Source organism: Isoptericola sp. NPDC055063 (assembly GCF_053608125.1).
In genome coordinates this window covers 104,640-120,146 of the sequence record NZ_JBSGUW010000009.1, presented here as the reverse complement: position 1 = coordinate 120,146, position 15,507 = coordinate 104,640, and the positions used below count along the sequence as shown (strand labels likewise).

At 74.5% G+C, this 15,507-nt stretch carries 13 protein-coding genes and 2 riboswitches; of the genes, 8 read left to right on the top strand and 5 right to left on the bottom strand.

Features of this window, described 5'->3' with window-relative positions; genetic code table 11:
- Positions 1-10: 10 nt before the first annotated feature.
- The gene (locus tag ACWF41_RS12660; RefSeq protein ID WP_380320839.1) at positions 11-1,324 is read left to right on the top strand and encodes a UDP-glucose dehydrogenase family protein; all 1,314 of its coding nucleotides are present in this window, start codon (positions 11-13) and stop codon (positions 1,322-1,324) included.
- A 27-nt stretch (positions 1,325-1,351) separates the two neighbouring features.
- On the opposite strand, the gene ACWF41_RS12655 is transcribed toward ACWF41_RS12660, so the two are convergent.
- Both ACWF41_RS12655 and ACWF41_RS12650 read right to left on the bottom strand, forming a co-directional pair.
- Positions 1,352-2,992, bottom strand: coding sequence for a glycosyltransferase family 4 protein (locus ACWF41_RS12655; protein WP_380320836.1), 1,641 nt, complete (start codon positions 2,990-2,992; stop codon positions 1,352-1,354).
- A complete protein-coding gene (locus ACWF41_RS12650) occupies positions 2,989-4,293 on the bottom strand; it encodes a glycosyltransferase family 4 protein (protein WP_380346940.1) in 1,305 nt (434 codons plus the stop codon). Before ACWF41_RS12650 ends, ACWF41_RS12655 begins: the two co-directional genes overlap by 4 nt.
- Before the next feature lie 128 nt (positions 4,294-4,421).
- Here ACWF41_RS12650 and ACWF41_RS12645 point away from each other — a divergent pair, with 128 nt between their 5' ends.
- Complete coding sequence (locus tag ACWF41_RS12645; protein WP_380320831.1) at positions 4,422-5,501, top strand: LCP family protein; 1,080 nt, start codon at positions 4,422-4,424, stop codon at positions 5,499-5,501.
- A 14-nt stretch (positions 5,502-5,515) separates the two neighbouring features.
- Positions 5,516-6,997 (top strand): hypothetical protein, encoded by a 1,482-nt coding sequence (locus tag ACWF41_RS12640; RefSeq protein WP_380320828.1) that lies wholly within the window; start codon positions 5,516-5,518, stop codon positions 6,995-6,997.
- A gap of 23 nt (positions 6,998-7,020) precedes the next feature.
- Here the strand turns inward: ACWF41_RS12640 and ACWF41_RS12635 are convergent, their stop codons facing one another.
- Complete coding sequence (locus ACWF41_RS12635; RefSeq protein WP_380320825.1) at positions 7,021-7,488, bottom strand: hypothetical protein; 468 nt, start codon at positions 7,486-7,488, stop codon at positions 7,021-7,023.
- A gap of 159 nt (positions 7,489-7,647) precedes the next feature.
- On the opposite strand from ACWF41_RS12635, the gene ACWF41_RS12630 reads away from it, so the two are divergent.
- Positions 7,648-8,994, top strand: a complete 1,347-nt coding sequence (locus ACWF41_RS12630) for an MFS transporter (RefSeq protein WP_380320822.1) — start codon at positions 7,648-7,650, stop codon at positions 8,992-8,994.
- Positions 8,995-9,025: 31 nt separating this feature from the next.
- On the opposite strand, the gene ACWF41_RS12625 is transcribed toward ACWF41_RS12630, so the two are convergent.
- Positions 9,026-9,856, bottom strand: coding sequence for an MHYT domain-containing protein (locus ACWF41_RS12625; protein ID WP_380320819.1), 831 nt, complete (start codon positions 9,854-9,856; stop codon positions 9,026-9,028).
- Positions 9,857-9,986: 130 nt separating this feature from the next.
- Entirely contained in the window at positions 9,987-11,162 is a 1,176-nt protein-coding gene (serC, locus tag ACWF41_RS12620) for a phosphoserine transaminase (RefSeq protein WP_380320816.1), read from the bottom strand.
- A 144-nt stretch (positions 11,163-11,306) separates the two neighbouring features.
- On the opposite strand from serC, the gene ACWF41_RS12615 reads away from it, so the two are divergent.
- The 4 genes from ACWF41_RS12615 (at position 11,307) to ACWF41_RS12600 (ending at position 15,407) form a co-directional block, all read left to right on the top strand.
- The gene (locus tag ACWF41_RS12615) at positions 11,307-12,026 is read left to right on the top strand and encodes a metal-dependent transcriptional regulator (RefSeq protein ID WP_380320813.1); all 720 of its coding nucleotides are present in this window, start codon (positions 11,307-11,309) and stop codon (positions 12,024-12,026) included.
- 131 nt (positions 12,027-12,157) lie between these two features.
- Positions 12,158-12,335, top strand: a riboswitch (cyclic di-AMP (ydaO/yuaA leader).
- A 3-nt stretch (positions 12,336-12,338) separates the two neighbouring features.
- The gene (locus tag ACWF41_RS12610) at positions 12,339-13,139 is read left to right on the top strand and encodes a C40 family peptidase (protein ID WP_380320811.1); all 801 of its coding nucleotides are present in this window, start codon (positions 12,339-12,341) and stop codon (positions 13,137-13,139) included.
- Positions 13,140-13,356: 217 nt separating this feature from the next.
- A riboswitch (cyclic di-AMP (ydaO/yuaA leader) is annotated at positions 13,357-13,520 on the top strand.
- Positions 13,521-14,309, top strand: a complete 789-nt coding sequence (locus tag ACWF41_RS12605) for a C40 family peptidase (protein WP_380320808.1) — start codon at positions 13,521-13,523, stop codon at positions 14,307-14,309. It abuts the riboswitch before it with no gap.
- 135 nt (positions 14,310-14,444) lie between these two features.
- Complete coding sequence (locus tag ACWF41_RS12600; RefSeq protein ID WP_380320805.1) at positions 14,445-15,407, top strand: universal stress protein; 963 nt, start codon at positions 14,445-14,447, stop codon at positions 15,405-15,407.
- The last annotated feature ends 100 nt before the right edge of the window (positions 15,408-15,507 follow it).

The window sequence follows — 15,507 nt, the reverse complement described above, 5'->3', positions numbered from 1 at the left end:
GGCGACGAACGTGCAGATCTCGGTCATCGGGCTCGGGTACCTGGGAGCGGTGCACGCCGCGAGCATGGCGAAGCTGGGGCACGACGTCGTGGGCGTGGACGTCGATGTCGACCGGGTGGACGCGCTCGCCGCCGGCAAGGCGCCGTTCTTCGAGCCGGGGCTGGACGAGCTGTTGACCGAGGTCACGGGCACGGGCCGGCTCACGGTGTCCACGGACATGGCCGCGGCGGCGGGGGCGCGGGTGCACTTCGTGTGCGTCGGGACGCCGCAGCGGACGGACGGTCAGGCGGCCGACCTCGCCGCCGTCGACGCCGCGTTCTCGGCGCTGGTCGAGCACCTCGCGCCGGGCGCCGTGATCGTGGGGAAGTCCACTGTCCCGGTGGGCACCGCACAGCGCCTGGCGGACCAGGTCGCGGCCGCGCGACCCGACGCGCTGCTCGCGTGGAACCCCGAGTTCCTGCGCGAGGGGTTCGCCGTGCAGGACACGTTGCGTCCGGACCGCCTCGTCTACGGCGTCGTCGAGGGCGCGGCGGGGGAGCGGGCCACGGCCGTCCTCGACGCCGTGTACGCGCCCCTGCTGGCCGACGACGTGCCGCGCATCGTCACCGACTACCCGACGGCGGAGCTCGTCAAGGTCGCGGCGAACTCCTTCCTCGCCACGAAGATCTCGTTCATCAACGCGATGGCGGAGCTGTGCGAGGTGGCGGGCGGCGACGTCGCGCGCCTCGCGGACGCGATCGGGTACGACGCGCGCATCGGCCGCCGCTTCCTCAACGCCGGGCTCGGCTTCGGCGGCGGCTGCCTGCCGAAGGACATCCGCGCCTTCCGGGCCCGGGCGGACGAGCTGGGCGCGGGCGACGCGGTCGCATTCCTCGGCGAGGTCGACGCGATCAACACGCGCCGCCGCGCGCGGATGGTGGACCTGGCGGTCGAGGTGCTCGGCGGGATGGTCGAGAGCGCCGAGGTCACCGTGCTGGGCGCCGCGTTCAAGCCCGACAGCGACGACGTGCGCGACTCGCCCGCCCTCGACGTCGCGGCCCGCCTGGCGGAGCTGGGTGCCGTCGTCACGGTGCACGACCCGCAGGCCATCGACAACGCCCGCGCCAAGCAGCCGCACCTGCGCTACGAGCGGGACCTCGAGGCGGCGCTCGCCGGCGCGGACGCCGTCCTGCTGCTCACGGAGTGGAAGCAGTACCGCGACCTCGACCCGGAACGGGTGGGCACGCTCGTCGCGCAGCGGACCGTGCTGGACGGGCGCAACGCCCTGAGCCGGACGGCGTGGACGGACGCGGGCTGGCAGTACCGCGCCCTCGGGCGGCGCTGACCTCTTGCCGACCTGCCGCCGGCCCGCTCAGGCCCGGGCGACGGCCGCGTACACGTCGGCGTACCGACCCACGAGCCGCTCCCACGTGCGCTCGGCGGCCACGCGGCGGCCGGCGTCGACGAGGGCGGCGCGGTGCGCGTCGTCGGTGAGCACGCGGCCGACGGCGTCGGCCCACGCCTCGGCGTCGTCGGGGTCGACGAGGGCGCCGGCGGGGGAGGCGCCCGGCCCGGCGGGGTCGAGCGGGGAGAGCACCTCGGCGAGGGCGGGCAGGTCGCTGGCGACGACGGGGCGGCCGAGGGCCATCGCCTCGACGGGCTTGAGCGGGGTGACCAGCCGGGTGACGCGGTCGGGCCGGCGGGGCACGAGCACGGCGTCGAGGGCGGCGAGGTACGTGCGGGCGACGTCGCGGGGCACGCGCCCGGGCAGGAGTGCGTGCTCGCCCAGCCCGAGCTCGTCGGCGAGGCGCAGCAGCCGCGGCCGGTCGACGCCGTCGCCCACGATCAGCGCGGACACGTCCAGGCCGCGCTCGCGCAGCAGCGCGACGGTGCGCAGTACGGTGTCCAGGCCCTCGTACCCGACGACGCTGCTCACCGTCCCGACGACGAGCGGCGCGGTGCGCAGCGCGAGCGCGGCGCGCGCCTCGGCGGGCGACGGCGCGGGGCCGAGCAGCGCCGCGTCGACGGCGTTCGGCACCACCGTGATGCGCCCGCCGGGCACGCCGCGGGACACGAGCTCGTCGCGCATCGTGCCGCTGAGGGTGACGACGTGGTCGGCGGCGAGCGCCAGCCCCGTCTCCTTGGCGCGCAGCAGCGCGAACCGCTCGGACGCGGCCGCCCGCTCGCGGGCCTCGGGAGTGGGGTGCGAGGCGGCCCAGGTCTCCTCGGGCAGGCCGCGCACCTCGTACACCCAGGGCAGGCCGACCCGGGCGGCGGCGGCGCGCACGGCGTCGCCGGTGGTCCAGGGGGTGGTGGCGTGCACGACGGCGGGCCGCGCCTCCTCGAGCGCGCGCACGAGGAGGTCGACGCCGTCGCGCGCCCGCCGGCCGTGGTCCGCGGGCATCCGGCGCGGCACGAGGCGGCCGTAGGGGACGCCGTCGACGACGTCGGTCCCGCGCGCGGTCAGCACGCCGATCGTCAGGGGGTAGCCGGCGCGCGTGGTCGCGGTGACCCGGTGCCCGGCGGCGCGCTGCGCCGTGAGGATCGCGTGCGTGCGCAGGGTGTAGCCGCTCTGCGTGTGCGGCAGCGAGTTGGTGAGGTGGTGGTGGACGGGGACGGGAAGCTCACCCGCCCGGGAGTCCGCGGCCTTTTCACCCGCCGGACCCCGCGAACCGTCCACATCGTGGGACCTCCCGGGGGGGACGGGCGTCTCGAGCAGCCCGACCTGACCGAGCAGCGACGCGCGCACCCGCCGCCCGGCCCGGGTCGTGGGTGTGGCGGCGCGCAGGTCGGCGACGTCGCCGGCCTGCCACGCCGCGCGCAGCCGGCCGGCCTCGCTCGAGGTCCCGTCGCCCAGCAGCCGCTCCACCCGCGGCACCACGACGGCGCTCACCCTCGGCGGCGTGCGGCGCGCGGCCTGCAGCGCCAGCCATGCCGGGTCGGTCGTCAGCGCGCCCGCCACGAACGATGCGGCCAGGCGCGCGTTGCGGGCCAGCTCCCGCAGCCGCGTCATCGGGCGTCCGGGGCGTGGGTGAGCTCGCGCAGGAGGTCGAGGTACCGGTCGGCGAGGACGTCGTCGTCGGCGTTCTCGGCCACCCAGCGCGCGGCGCGGGGGTCGACGCCGGGCACCTCCCCGGCGGCGGCCCAGCCGGACCACAGCTCGGTGAGCGCGTCGACGTCGCCGGGCGGCACGACCGAGCCCGCGCCGGAGCGCTGCACCAGCGCCGCGGCCTCGCCGGCGACGCACGCGGTGGCGTGCGCGCCGGAGGCCATCACCTCGTACAGCTTGGACGGCACGGTCCACTCCAGGGGCTTCCAGTCGCGCAGGGACACGACGACGGTGTCCGCCCACGCGTAGTAGCGGCGTACCTCGCCCGGGGGGACGTGGCCGACGAACGTCACGGGGGCGTCGAGCTCGGCCGCGAGGTCCACCAGGAACGGCACGCGGGCCCCCGCGCCGACGATCCGGACGTCCAGCGGCAGCCCACGCCGGGCCACGAGCGCGGCCGCCCGCACCACGGACTGCAGGTCCTGGGCGCGGCCCACCGTCCCGGCGTACACGGCGCGCAGTGGCCGCGTCGGGGGGACGGCCGTGCCGTCGTCCTCGGGGGCGTCGTCCGACGTGAGCGGCTGGAACGACGTGCCGTTGCGCACGACGGCCACGCGCCGCACCCCGCGCTCGAGGAGCACCTGGGCGAACGTCTCCGTGGTGGTGACGACGGCGTCGGCGCGCGCCTGCAGGCGCGTCACCGCCCGGTGCACGAGGGCGCGCGTGCCCGCGAGCAGCCGCGACGTCACCGAGCGGCGGGTGTCGAGCACCCCGCTCGGCTCGATGAGGTCGGGCCAGGCGTCGCGCATCTCGATGACGAGGCGTGCGCGGAGCACCCGGGCCAGCACCCACGCCGCGAACATCGACGGGATGCCGGGCACCGTGCCGACCACGACGTCGGGCCGCTCGCCCGCCTGCCGGAAGTGCTTGAGGCCGAGCGTCACGGCGCTCGCGGCGGCGACGGCCTGGTCGCGGGTGCGCGACAGCAGGTCGGGGCCGTGCGGCCGGAACCGGGTGCGCACGACGCGCTCGCCGTGCGGACCGCGCGAGACCGTGCCGGGCCGGTGCGCGCCCTGCGGGTCCTGGAGCTGCCCGGTGGGGTAGTGCGGTGGCGGGGTGAGGACGGCGACGTCCACGCCCGCCGCCATGAGGCGCGGCGTGAGGGTGTCCCAGCGGCGCTGCGGGGCGCCGTGCTCGGGCGGGTAGTGGTGCGTGACGAGCAGCATCCGCGGACGGCGCGCCGGCGACCTCCTGCTGCCGCGCATCGTCCGTGCCTCCCCGTGTCGCCGACCGTGCGTCCCTTGCCCGGGGGCGCACCGGCCGAATGGTACGGCGGGAACCGTCACGAACGGAACACAGGTCCTCCGCGGCCGTGCCCGTAGGATCCCGCCCTGTGAGCCGAGTGACCGCCGACCCGAAGCCCGCAGCCGTGGGTGACCCGTCCCCCCGTCGCCACGCGCGCCCCGAGGGTCGCAGCACGCGCCGCGCCCTCGCCGTCGTCGGGGTCCTCGTCCTCGTCCTCGCGGCCGGCGGGTTCGGCGCCGCCTGGTGGTTCCAGCACCAGCTCGATAACAACATCGAGCGCCTGGGCGACCCGTTCGCCGGGATCGAGAACACCCCGGAGCCGGCCGACAAGGCGAACGACAAGGCCGTGAACCTGCTGGTGCTCGGCTCGGACAGCCGCATCTCCGCCGGCGACCCGTCGCAGTGGAAGGCCGGCGCGCAGCGCACCGACGCGATCATGCTGGTGCACCTGCCGGCCGACCGCGAGAGCGCGCAGGTCGTCTCCATCCCGCGCGACTCGTGGGTGGACATCCCCGGGCACGGCCAGGCGAAGATCAACGCGGCGTTCTCCTACGGCGGCCCGTCGTTGATGATCCAGACCGTGCAGGACCTCACGGGCGTGAAGATCGACCACTTCGTCGTGACGGACTTCGACTCGTTCACCGCCATGACCGACGCCCTCGACGGCGTGCGCATCCGCGTGCCGGAGGACATCGGCGACGGCAAGCAGGTCTTCTTCTCCAAGGGCCTGCACATGATGTCCGGCGAGGAGGCGCTGGCGTACACCCGGCAGCGCCACGGCCTCGTCAACGGCGACTTCGGCCGCGTGCAGCGCCAGCAGAACTGGATGCGCGCCATCCTCGCGAAGGTGAACAACAACCGGAACGACGTCAGCATGATGACGTCCTTCTTCACCACGGTGAGCAAGTCGGTGGCGGCGGACGACGGCTTCACGATCGACCGGATGCGCAACCTCTACATGAGCGCGCGCGGGCTCAGCACCAACGACGTCACCTTCATGACGGCGCCCTACTCGGGCACGGGCCGCAGCGACGACGGGCAGTCGATCGTCGTGCTCGACCGCGACCGGTTCGACCCGCTGATGGCGTCGATCGCGAAGGACAAGGCCGCGAAGTACGTCGACAAGCACGCCGACGACCTCGAGGTGCTCCCCGCCACCGTCAAGTAGCGGCGGGGCCGCGGATGACGTCCCCGGCACGGACGACCTCCCCGGCGCGGCGGGCGGCCGCGACGCTGCTGGCCGCGACGATGGCGCTCACGCTCCTCGCGTGCTCCCGGCCGGCGCCGCCGTCGTCGGGGCCCGACCCGTCGTCGGCGTCGTCGGCCGAGGCATCGCCCCTGGCGTCCGGCGCGACGCCGCCCGGGTCACCGGACCCGACGTCGAGCCCTGCGCCCACGTGCCCCGGTGGCGAGCGGCTGGACCGCCCCGACCGCACGGTGCGCGCGGCCTCCGCCGTCACGGGCTACTTCGCCTTCACCTCCCCGTCCCGCTGCGCGACGCGCGCCACCGTGCAGGGGGCGCACGCGATCGGCGCGGACACGCTCGTCACGTTCGGCGCCCAGCTCACGCCGGCCGCTCCGGCGGACCTGCGCCCGGGGGCCGACGCCCCGTTCGACGGGTTCACGGTGGACGGCGCGGACGGCTACCGGCACGCGGTCTCGCGCACGGGCGGCGGCTCCGTGCGGCACGTCTACACCTACGGCGGCCGGACGACGTTCGGCGACGCCGCGCTGTTCTGCCCCGGCCGCGACGGGCGCTCGACGACGGCGGCCGGCGTCTTCACCTGGTGGCTGCTGCCGGTAGAAGGCGGGTACAGCGACTGCGACTCGCCGAGCCGCACCTACGACCTCGTGGTGGCCTTCGACGATTCCGGGGCGGACCCGGACGCGCTCCTGGTCGCGGACGCCGCGCTGTTCGGGATGTCCGTCTACCTGGGGATGCCGAAGCCCGCGCCGGACCCGGACGTGCCCTACGTCGCCGACGACTCGTACACGCAGACCCTCGGCGGGTTCACGTCCCGCGTCCTGGCGGACTGGAACAGGAAGTTCGGCCGCAGCCCGGGCTTCGCCGGCGCCTACCAGACCCTGGAGACGGCCGTCTTCACCGACGCCGCGACGTGGGCCCCCAACCTGCGGGTGTACGAGATGCAGCACCGCATCGTCGGCTTCCGGCTCCCGCGGGACAAGCAGCGGGTGGTGGTCAGCCCGTACGCGGACCTGCGACGCGGCGCCGTGCCGGTCGCCGCCGTCCGCCCGGCGCTGCAGCGGATCGCGGACACCCGCGCGGGCGTCACGATGGTCCTCGCGCCGCAGGACGGCGGGGGCACCGGCCGGGTGGGCGTCTTCACCCCCGCCGAGCGGGACGAGCCGGTGCGGGCGGACCTGCGCGGCATCGTCGGCGACACCACCTACGAGGAGGCGTACGCCGGCTCGACCGCGACGCTCTACGCGGAGGCGGCGGCGGTGCGCGGCGTCACCCTGTGGGCGAACGTCGAGGCATTCCGGCCGACGGGGCGGGTGGGCGACCGGGCGTCGACCGACCTCGCGACCCTCGACCGGCAGGTCGCGCTGGCGCGGCCCCGTGTCGCGAAGGTCGTCGCCTACCGGTGGGACGACTACCTCGACGCCTCCGGCCTCGCCGCCGAGATCGCCGCCCGCGGCTGAGCACCCACAACGAGGGACGAGAGTCAGGCGGCGGTGTCGACGGCGACGCGGCCGTCGGCGAACGTCATGCCCTGCACCACGGTGCCGGGGTAGCGCGCGGCGAGCAGCCGCTGCACGTCGAGGGCGATCCGCGCGTCGCTGCGCAGCTGCACGGAGCCGGCGGGCAGGCCCTTGGCCGCGAGGACGGACTCGATGCGGTTCGCCGCCAGCCCCAGGAGCTTGTGCGCGGGGAGGCCGCCCGCGCTCGCGTCCACCGTGAGCACCGCGACGCCGCCGTCGAAGCTCTCGACCCGCAGGCGCGAGCGCACCGCGGGGACCAGGCGGGTGGCGAGCTTGAGAGGCCCGGGCAGGTTCTTCACCGCGCGGGCGTCGGCGACGACCTCCAGCTGGTCGCCGGCCCCGCCCACGGACGTGACGAAGCGGGGCAGGGTTCGACCTCCGAGGAGGCCGAGCTCGTTCAGGGTCTCCGCGAGGGACATCTCGGTGCGCACGGCGCATACCGTACTCGACCCCGGCGACGACGTGGCACGGGTCACCGCAGGGCAAGGAATAGAACGATTCGATACCCTGTTGCTCAGGGAGACGACCCACCCGAGGAGAAGGAGATCCGTGGCCCCCGCGAGCGACGAACCGACCGGGGAGCTCGATCGATGAGCGCCACCTTCTCCTCCCTCAAGTACACGAACTACCGCATCTGGTTCTCGGCCGCCCTCGTCGCCAACGTCGGCACGTGGATGCAGCGCATCGCGCAGGACTGGATCGTCCTCACCGACCTCAGCGACGACTCCGGCATCGCCGTCGGCCTCACCACGGCGCTCCAGTTCCTCCCGTTCCTCCTGCTCTCCCCGTGGGCGGGCGTGCTGGCCGACCGGCTGCCGCGCCGCCGCCTCCTCATGGCCACGCAGGGCGGCATGGGCGTGCTCGCGCTCGGGCTCGGCGCGCTCGTGCTCTCCGGCCGGGCCGAGCTGTGGCACGTCTACGTGTTCGCCCTGCTGCTCGGCGTCGTGTCCGCGCTGGACAACCCCGCCCGCCAGACCTTCGTCGCCGACATGGTGCCCGCCGACAAGCTGCCCAACGCGGTCGGGCTGAACAGCGCGTCGTTCAACGCCGCGCGGCTCATCGGCCCGGGCGTCGCGGGCCTGCTCATCGCGGCCGTCGGCGCCGGCTGGGTGTTCGTCATCAACGGCGTCACCTTCGGCGCGACGATCGCGGCCCTGGCGCTCATGCGCGTGCGCGAGCTGCGGCCGCAGCCCGCCCCGCGGCGGGCCAAGGGGCAGATCCGCGAGGGCGTGCAGTACGTGCGCCGGCGCTCCGACATCGTCGTGATCATGGTCGTGATGTTCGTGGTGTCGACCTTCGGCCTGAACTTCCAGCTCACCTCGGCGCTCATGGCGCGCGTCGAGTTCGGGCGCGGCGCGGGGGAGTACGGCATCCTCGGCTCGGTCCTGGCGATCGGCTCCCTCGCCGGCGCCCTCCTGGCCGCGCGTCGCGACCGCCCGCGCGTGCGCCTCGTCATCGGGTCCGCGTTCGCCTTCGCGATCTCGACGGCGGTGCTCGGCCTCATGCCCACCTACGCGTCGTTCGTGGTGGCGTGCATCCCCGTGGGGCTGTCGTCGCTCACGATGATGACGGCCGCGAACAGCGCGCTGCAGGTCTCCACCGACCCCGCGATGCGCGGCCGCGTCATCGCGCTCTACGTGATGATCTTCCAGGGTGCGACGCCGATCGGGTCGCCGATCGTCGGCTGGATCGGCGAGGCCTGGGGGCCCCGCTGGTCGATCCTCGTCGGGTCGATCGCGACCTTCCTCGTCGCCGCCGCGGCGACGGTGTGGGCCGTGCGCCGCTGGCACCTGCGGGTCCGCTACCGCGTGCTGAGCCGTCCGCACCTCGAGGTCGTCTACCTCGACCGCGAAGCGTTGCAGGGCGCAACGACCCGCGACGGCGTGCGCCGCGAGCTCAGCCGGGCCGACGCCGAGCGGGTGCCGACCTCGGCCTGAGCAGTCGTCGGCCGGCCTCGGTGGCCGACCGTCAGTGGCGCGGCGTCGGCTCGCGCCGCGCGGCGTGCCGGGTGGCGTGCCCGGACGTGCCCGCCCGCCGCCGCATCCGGGCCTCGAACTCCTGCTGGTCGCGCATCTCGTCCTCGGTGGGCCACATGAGGACCACGAAGACCAGCGCCACCGTGAGTGCCGCGATCCCGAGGATGAGCGGGCCGAGCAGGTCGATGGCGGTCGTGCCGCTGGTGGGGACGCCCGGGGTGCCGGTGATGGTCAGGGCGGCCATGCCGGTGTAGTGCATGCCGCTGACGGCCACGCCCATGATGAGGGCCGCGCCCAGCGTCGCGCCCCTGCCACGCACGTTGACGCTGAGCCACAGGGCCGCCGTCGCCGCGACGATCGCGATGAGCACGGACAGCCCGACCACCGGCATCGAGAACTCCATGCCGCCGGACATCCGCATGGCAGCGATGCCCATGTAGTGCATCGTCGCGACGCCGAGCCCCGCGACGATGCCGCCGGAGACGAGCCAGACCGGCCGGTCGCCGGCGAACCCCACGATGAAGAGCCCGATCGCGACGACCACCACCGCGACCAGGGCGCTGAGCACCGTCTGCGGGATGTCGTAGTTGATCGGCATGTCCGTCACCGTGAAGCCGAGCATGGCGATGAAGTGCATCACCCAGACGCCCGTGCCGCCGATGGCGAGGGCGCCCACGAGCAGCCAGACCGCGCGGGTCTTGGTGTCGGTGGCCGCGCGGGCGCGGGAGGTGGCCGACAGGCCGGTGGCCGCACCGAGGCAGGACGCGACGTACGCGAGCACGGGCGTGATCAACCCGTAGGTGAAATGGTGCATCTCCGGCATGGGGGGCCTCCCGGCATCCTCGCCCGAACAGGACGAGGCGGCACGTTATCAGCCCGTGACCTAGCGGGTGAAAAATGGCTCCTGATCTGCAGGTCTGCCGGCTCCCGCGAGGCCGGGCCGGCCGCCGCCGTCAGCCGAGGTGCTCCACGACGTGGTCGACGCAGGCGGTGAGGGCGCGCACGTCGTCGGGCTCGACGGCGGGGAAGACGCCCACGCGGAGCTGGTTGCGGCCGAGCTTGCGGTACGGGAAGACGTCGACGACGCCGTTCTCGCGCAGGGTGCGCACGACGGCCGTCGCGTCGATCGCGTCGTCGAGGTCGATCGTCGCGACGACGGTGGAACGCTCCGCCGGGTCGGCGACGAACGGCGTCGCCCAGTCGCGGGCCGTGGCCCAGTCGTAGAGCACGCCCGCCGACTCCGCGCACCGCGCGCTCGACCAGGCGAGCCCGCCCTGCTCCACGAGCCACTCGACCTGCTCGGCCAGGAGCACGAGGGTCGCGACGGCGGGCGTGTTGAGGGTCTGGTCGAGCCGCGAGTTCGCGAGCGCCGTCGTCAGGGAGAGGAACTCCGGCACCCACCGGCCGGTGGCCGTCCCGGCGGTCGCCTCGACCCGCTCGGCCCGCTCGACGGCGGCGGGCGAGAGCGCGGCCAGCCACAGGCCGCCGTCCGCGGCGAACACCTTCTGCGGGCCGAAGTAGTAGACGTCGGTGTCGGCGAGGTCGACGGGCAGCGCGCCCGCGCCCGACGTCGCGTCCACGAGCAGCAGCGCGCCGTCGGCCCGCGCGTCCTGCACCTGGCGCACGGGCGCCATCGCGCCGGTGGAGGTCTCGTTGTGGGGGGTCGCGTAGACGTCGACGCCGTCCTCGCGCCGCAGCCGGGCGACCGTGCCGGGCTCGGCCCGGACGACGTCCGGGTCGGCGAGGAACGGGGCGCGGGTGGTCGCGGCCGCGAACTTGCCGCCGAACTCGCCGAACACGGCGTGCTGCGCGCGCCGCTCGACCAGGCACGCCGTCGCGACGTCCCAGAAGGCGGAGGACCCGCCGTTGCCGAGGGCCACCTCGTAGCCGTCGGGGAGGGCGAACAGGTCGGCCAGCCCGGCGCGCACGCGGCGCACCAGGTCCTTGACCGGCGGCTGGCGGTGCGAGGTGCCGAGGACGGGCGCCGCGGGGTCGCCCGCGGCGGCGAGCGCGGCGACCTGCGCGGAGCGGACCTTGGACGGGCCGGAGCCGAACCGTCCGTCGCCCGGCAGGAGCGACGGCGGGATGACGAGGGTCGGCTGGGCAGGCACGGTCGGCGCGGCGGGCATGGTGTCTCCGGTTCCGGGCGGGGGAGCGGGTCGTCGGTGGCGCAGGGCAGGATGGCGCGGGGAGCACGCACGACGGCGCCGCGCGACCCCGCCTGCGCCCACGCGTGCGAATAGACTAGGCCGCGCCGAAAGACGGGAGTGGACGTGACCGACCTGATCGACACCACGGAGATGTACCTCAAGACGATCTACGAGCTCGGTGAGGAGGGCATCCCGCCGCTCCGCGCCCGGATCGCGGAGCGCCTGGGGCACTCCGGCCCCACGGTGTCGCAGACGGTGGCGCGCATGGAGCGTGACGGGCTCGTCGTCGTCACGGGGGACCGGCACCTGGAGCTCACCGAGGCCGGGCAGGCCAAGGCGACCCGCGTGATGCGCAAGCACCGCCTCGCCGAGCGGCTCCTCACGGACGTCATCAAGCTCGACTGGGAGCACGTGCACACCGAGGCGTGCCGCTGGGAGCACGTGATGAGCGACCTCGTCGAGAAGCGCCTCGTGACCCTGCTCGACCACCCGCACGCCGACCCGTACGGCAACCCGATCCCCGGGCTGTCGGAGCTGGGCGAGCAGTACAAGGACGTGCCCTTCCTCGAGGGCGTGCAGTCGCTGCCGGCGGTGCTGGCCGCGGCGCGCGTCGCGGGCGAGGTCGACGGCGAGGGCAAGGACCTGGTGCTGCAGCGCATCGCCGAGCCCCTCCAGGTGGACATCGAGCTGCTGGCCCGCCTGGCCGAGTCCGGGCTCGTCCCGGGGGCGCAGATCACGGCGCGGGCCGCCGGCGACGACGTCACGGTCGAGGTCGAGGGGTCGGGCGTCGTGCTTGACCTGCCCGAGGAGCTGGCGCGGCACCTCTTCGTCGCGAGCCGCTGACCAGCGCGGGGACGCCCCGGCAGCGCCGGCGCGCCAGATCGTGACCGCAGCGTGACATCGCCCCGGGTCTTCCGGTACGGTCGGGGGCGCTCGCCGGTGCACAGCCGGTGGGCGCTCGACCGGACGCCGAACCCTGCCACCGGCCGAGCTCCACGGACATCCGCACGGCAGGAGCGGGGGACCCACTTCGGGCGTCGGTGACGACGTCCTCGGGGTGAAGCCGAAAGGGCCTGGACTCGGGCCCGGAAGGCCGGGTGTTTCTCCCACCCGAACCCGACAGCTGACCTCGCAGGCGACAGGAGAGGTAGACACGTGACCGCACGCACGAGCCAGGGCCGGCATCGCGCCGCCCGTCGCCCGATCGCCATCGCCCCGACGGGTGCCGCCGGTCGCCGCGCGGCCGTCGTCGCCGCCGCCGGTGGCCTCCTGGTCTCGACCTTCGCCAGCGCGGGTGCCGCGCAGGCCGCCCCGGTCGACACCGACGCCGCCCAGAAGCTCAGCACCGTCGACCTCGGCGCGCTGACCGACCAGGCGCGCGAGGCCCTCGAGGCCGCCCCGGTCGTCACCGTCGACGCCAAGGCGAAGGTCGACGTCGAGAAGCTCACCGCCAAGATCGCGGCGGGCGCCAAGATCACCCCGGCCCCCGAGCCGGAGCCCGTCGTCGAGCAGGTCTCGAGCACGACGACCGCCGACTCCGCCGGCACGGACTCCCGGTCCACGGACTCGGCCTCGCGCTCGGAGGACCGCACCGCCGTCGAGACCGCTGTCCCGGCCTCGGCCAACGGCTCGGCCATCGTGTCCATCGCGATGCGCTACGTGGGCGTCCCGTACGTCTCCGGCGGCAGCAGCCCGTCGGGCTTCGACTGCTCGGGTCTGACCCAGTACGTCTACGCGCAGGTCGGCATCAACCTCCCGCGCACCTCGTCGGCGCAGCGCTACGCCGGCACCGTCGTCTCCGCCTCGGCCGCGAAGCCGGGCGACCTCATCTGGACGCCGGGCCACGTCGCGATCTACGCCGGCAACGGCATGCAGATCGACGCCCCGAAGCCGGGCGACGTCGTGAAGTACCGCGCGATCTGGCAGTCGAGCCCCACGTTCATCCGCGTCGGCTGAGTCCGTCCGATGCGTCCTGACGACGCCCCGCCACGCCTCCGCGTGGCGGGGCTTCGTCATGCCCCGGGAACCGGTTCGACCTGGGCCGACGCGCCTCGCGACGGGCTGTCCACAGGACCTGTGATCGAAACGTGACATTGCCGCGCCGGTCCGCTACGGTGTCATCCATTCGGCGGTGACCCGCCGATTCTCGACCGGAACGCCGAGCCCTGCCGCCGGTCGAGAACCGCAACCTCCTGGCAGGGGCGGGGGACCCACTTCCGGGCACCAGAACCACGGTGTCCTTGGGGTGAAGCCACACGGACTTCGGTCCGCGCGGCCGGGTGATTTCTCCCACCCGAACCCGACAGCTGACTTCGTAGGCGACAGGAGAGGGAACACGTGAACGCACGTACCACGCGCGCCCGGCATCGCGCCGCGCGCCGTCCGCTCGGCGGGCTGGTCCAGACCGCGACCGGCCGCCGCGCCGCCGTCGTCGCCGCTGCCGGCGGACTGATCGTCTCGACCTTCGCCAGCGCGGGTGCCGCGCAGGCGGCCCCGGTCGACCACGACGCGTCGAAGAAGCTCAGCACCGTCGACCTGGGCGCTCTGAGCGACCAGGCCCGCGAGGCCCTGGAGGCGGCTCCGGTCGTCACCGTCCAGGCCAAGGCGAAGGTCGACGTCGAGACGCTGAGCAAGAAGGTCGTCTCCGGTGCCAAGATCACCCCGGCCCCTGAGCCGGAGCCGGAGCCGGAGCCCGTCGTCGAGACGCGCACCGAGACCGTCTCCCGCTCCGTGGAGCGCACGGAGGCCCCGGCGGCCTCCACCACGGTGTCGGGCTCGTCGATCGGCGCCCAGGTCGTCTCCATCGCGCACCGCTACATCGGCACGCCGTACGTCGTGGGTGGCTCCACCCCGGCCGGCTTCGACTGCTCGGGCCTCGTCACCTACGTGTACGCGCAGGTCGGCGTCAGCCTCCCGCACCAGTCGAGCGCGATCCGCTACGCCTCGAACGTCTCCGTGGTCTCGGCCTCCGAGGCGCAGCCGGGCGACCTCATCTGGTCCCCGGGTCACATCTCGATCTACATCGGCAACGGCCAGCAGATCGACGCCTCCCGCCCCGACGGCTGGGACACCCGCATCCGGGACATCTGGCAGTCCAGCCCGACGTTCCTGCGCGTCCAGGCCTGACCCGCGCCGCAAGAGCGCCCCGGTACCTCGGTACCGGGGCGCTTTGCTGTGCCTTGCGCCAACCTTTCGCTACGCTTGAACCAGGCGCCCTCGATGACGAGGGCGGGCTCCTCGCCAGCGGACAGGAGGCGCAAGATGACACGGCCTGAGGTCGTCCTGGTAGGTGTTGACGGGTCTGCAGCAAGCCTGCACGCCCTCGACTGGGCCGCCGCGTACGCGCGGCGCGTGGGGTGGGGGCTGCACGTCGTCTGTTCCTACTCGTTGCCGTCGTTCACGGCTGCGTCGCTCGACGGCGGGTACGCGGCGCTGGACGACACCGCGATCCAGGAGGGCGCCAAGGCGGTCCTCGCCGAGGCCGAGGCGCGGGTGGCTGCCGCCGGGGTGCCCGTGCAGGGCACCGTCGCGACCGGCGACGCGGCGGGCGTGCTCGTCGAGATGTCCCGGGAGCACGCGCTCGCCGTCGTGGGCACGCGGGGCAAGGGCGGGTTCACGGAGCGGCTGCTCGGTACCGTCTCGTCGGCGCTGCCCGCGCACGCGCACTGCCCGACGGTCGTCGTGCCGTACCGCGGCGGCGACGACGGTGCCGAAGCCGCCGAGCGGCGCGACGGTGACGTCGTCCACGAGGTGCGGCGCATCGTGGTCGGGGTCGACGGGTCGCCCTCCGCCGAGGTGGCCCTCAAGCACGCGGTCGCGCAGGCGAAGGCGTGGGACGCCGAGCTGGTGGCGGTGGCCGGGGTGCCGCTCGGTGGCGGCGCAGGCATCCTCGCCTGGCTTCCGTCGCAGATCGACCACGAGACGGTCCTCGCCGACGTCAAGGCCGGCCTCGACGTCACGGTCGACCGGGCGCAGGACGCCAACCCCGGCGTCACGATCAAGCGGCACGTGCTCGACGGCACGGGAGCGGAGCTCCTCACCGAGTTCTCGACCGGCGCCGACCTCGTCGTGGTCGGCTCGCGGGGCCGTGGAGGCTTCCGCGGCCTGCTGCTCGGCTCGACCAGCCAGGCGGTGCTGCACCACTCCGCCTGCCCGGTGCTCGTCGTGACGCGCAAGTGCGACGAGGAGCTCGGGGAGGACGCCGCCTCGACGACCGCCGCCTGACGCTGTGAGCGGGGGTGTGGGGTCCCCGTCGGGCAAGAGACGAGCACAAACGCCCACCCACAAAAGGAAGAGGGGCGGAGGGGGCCAAGAAAGTCGTTAG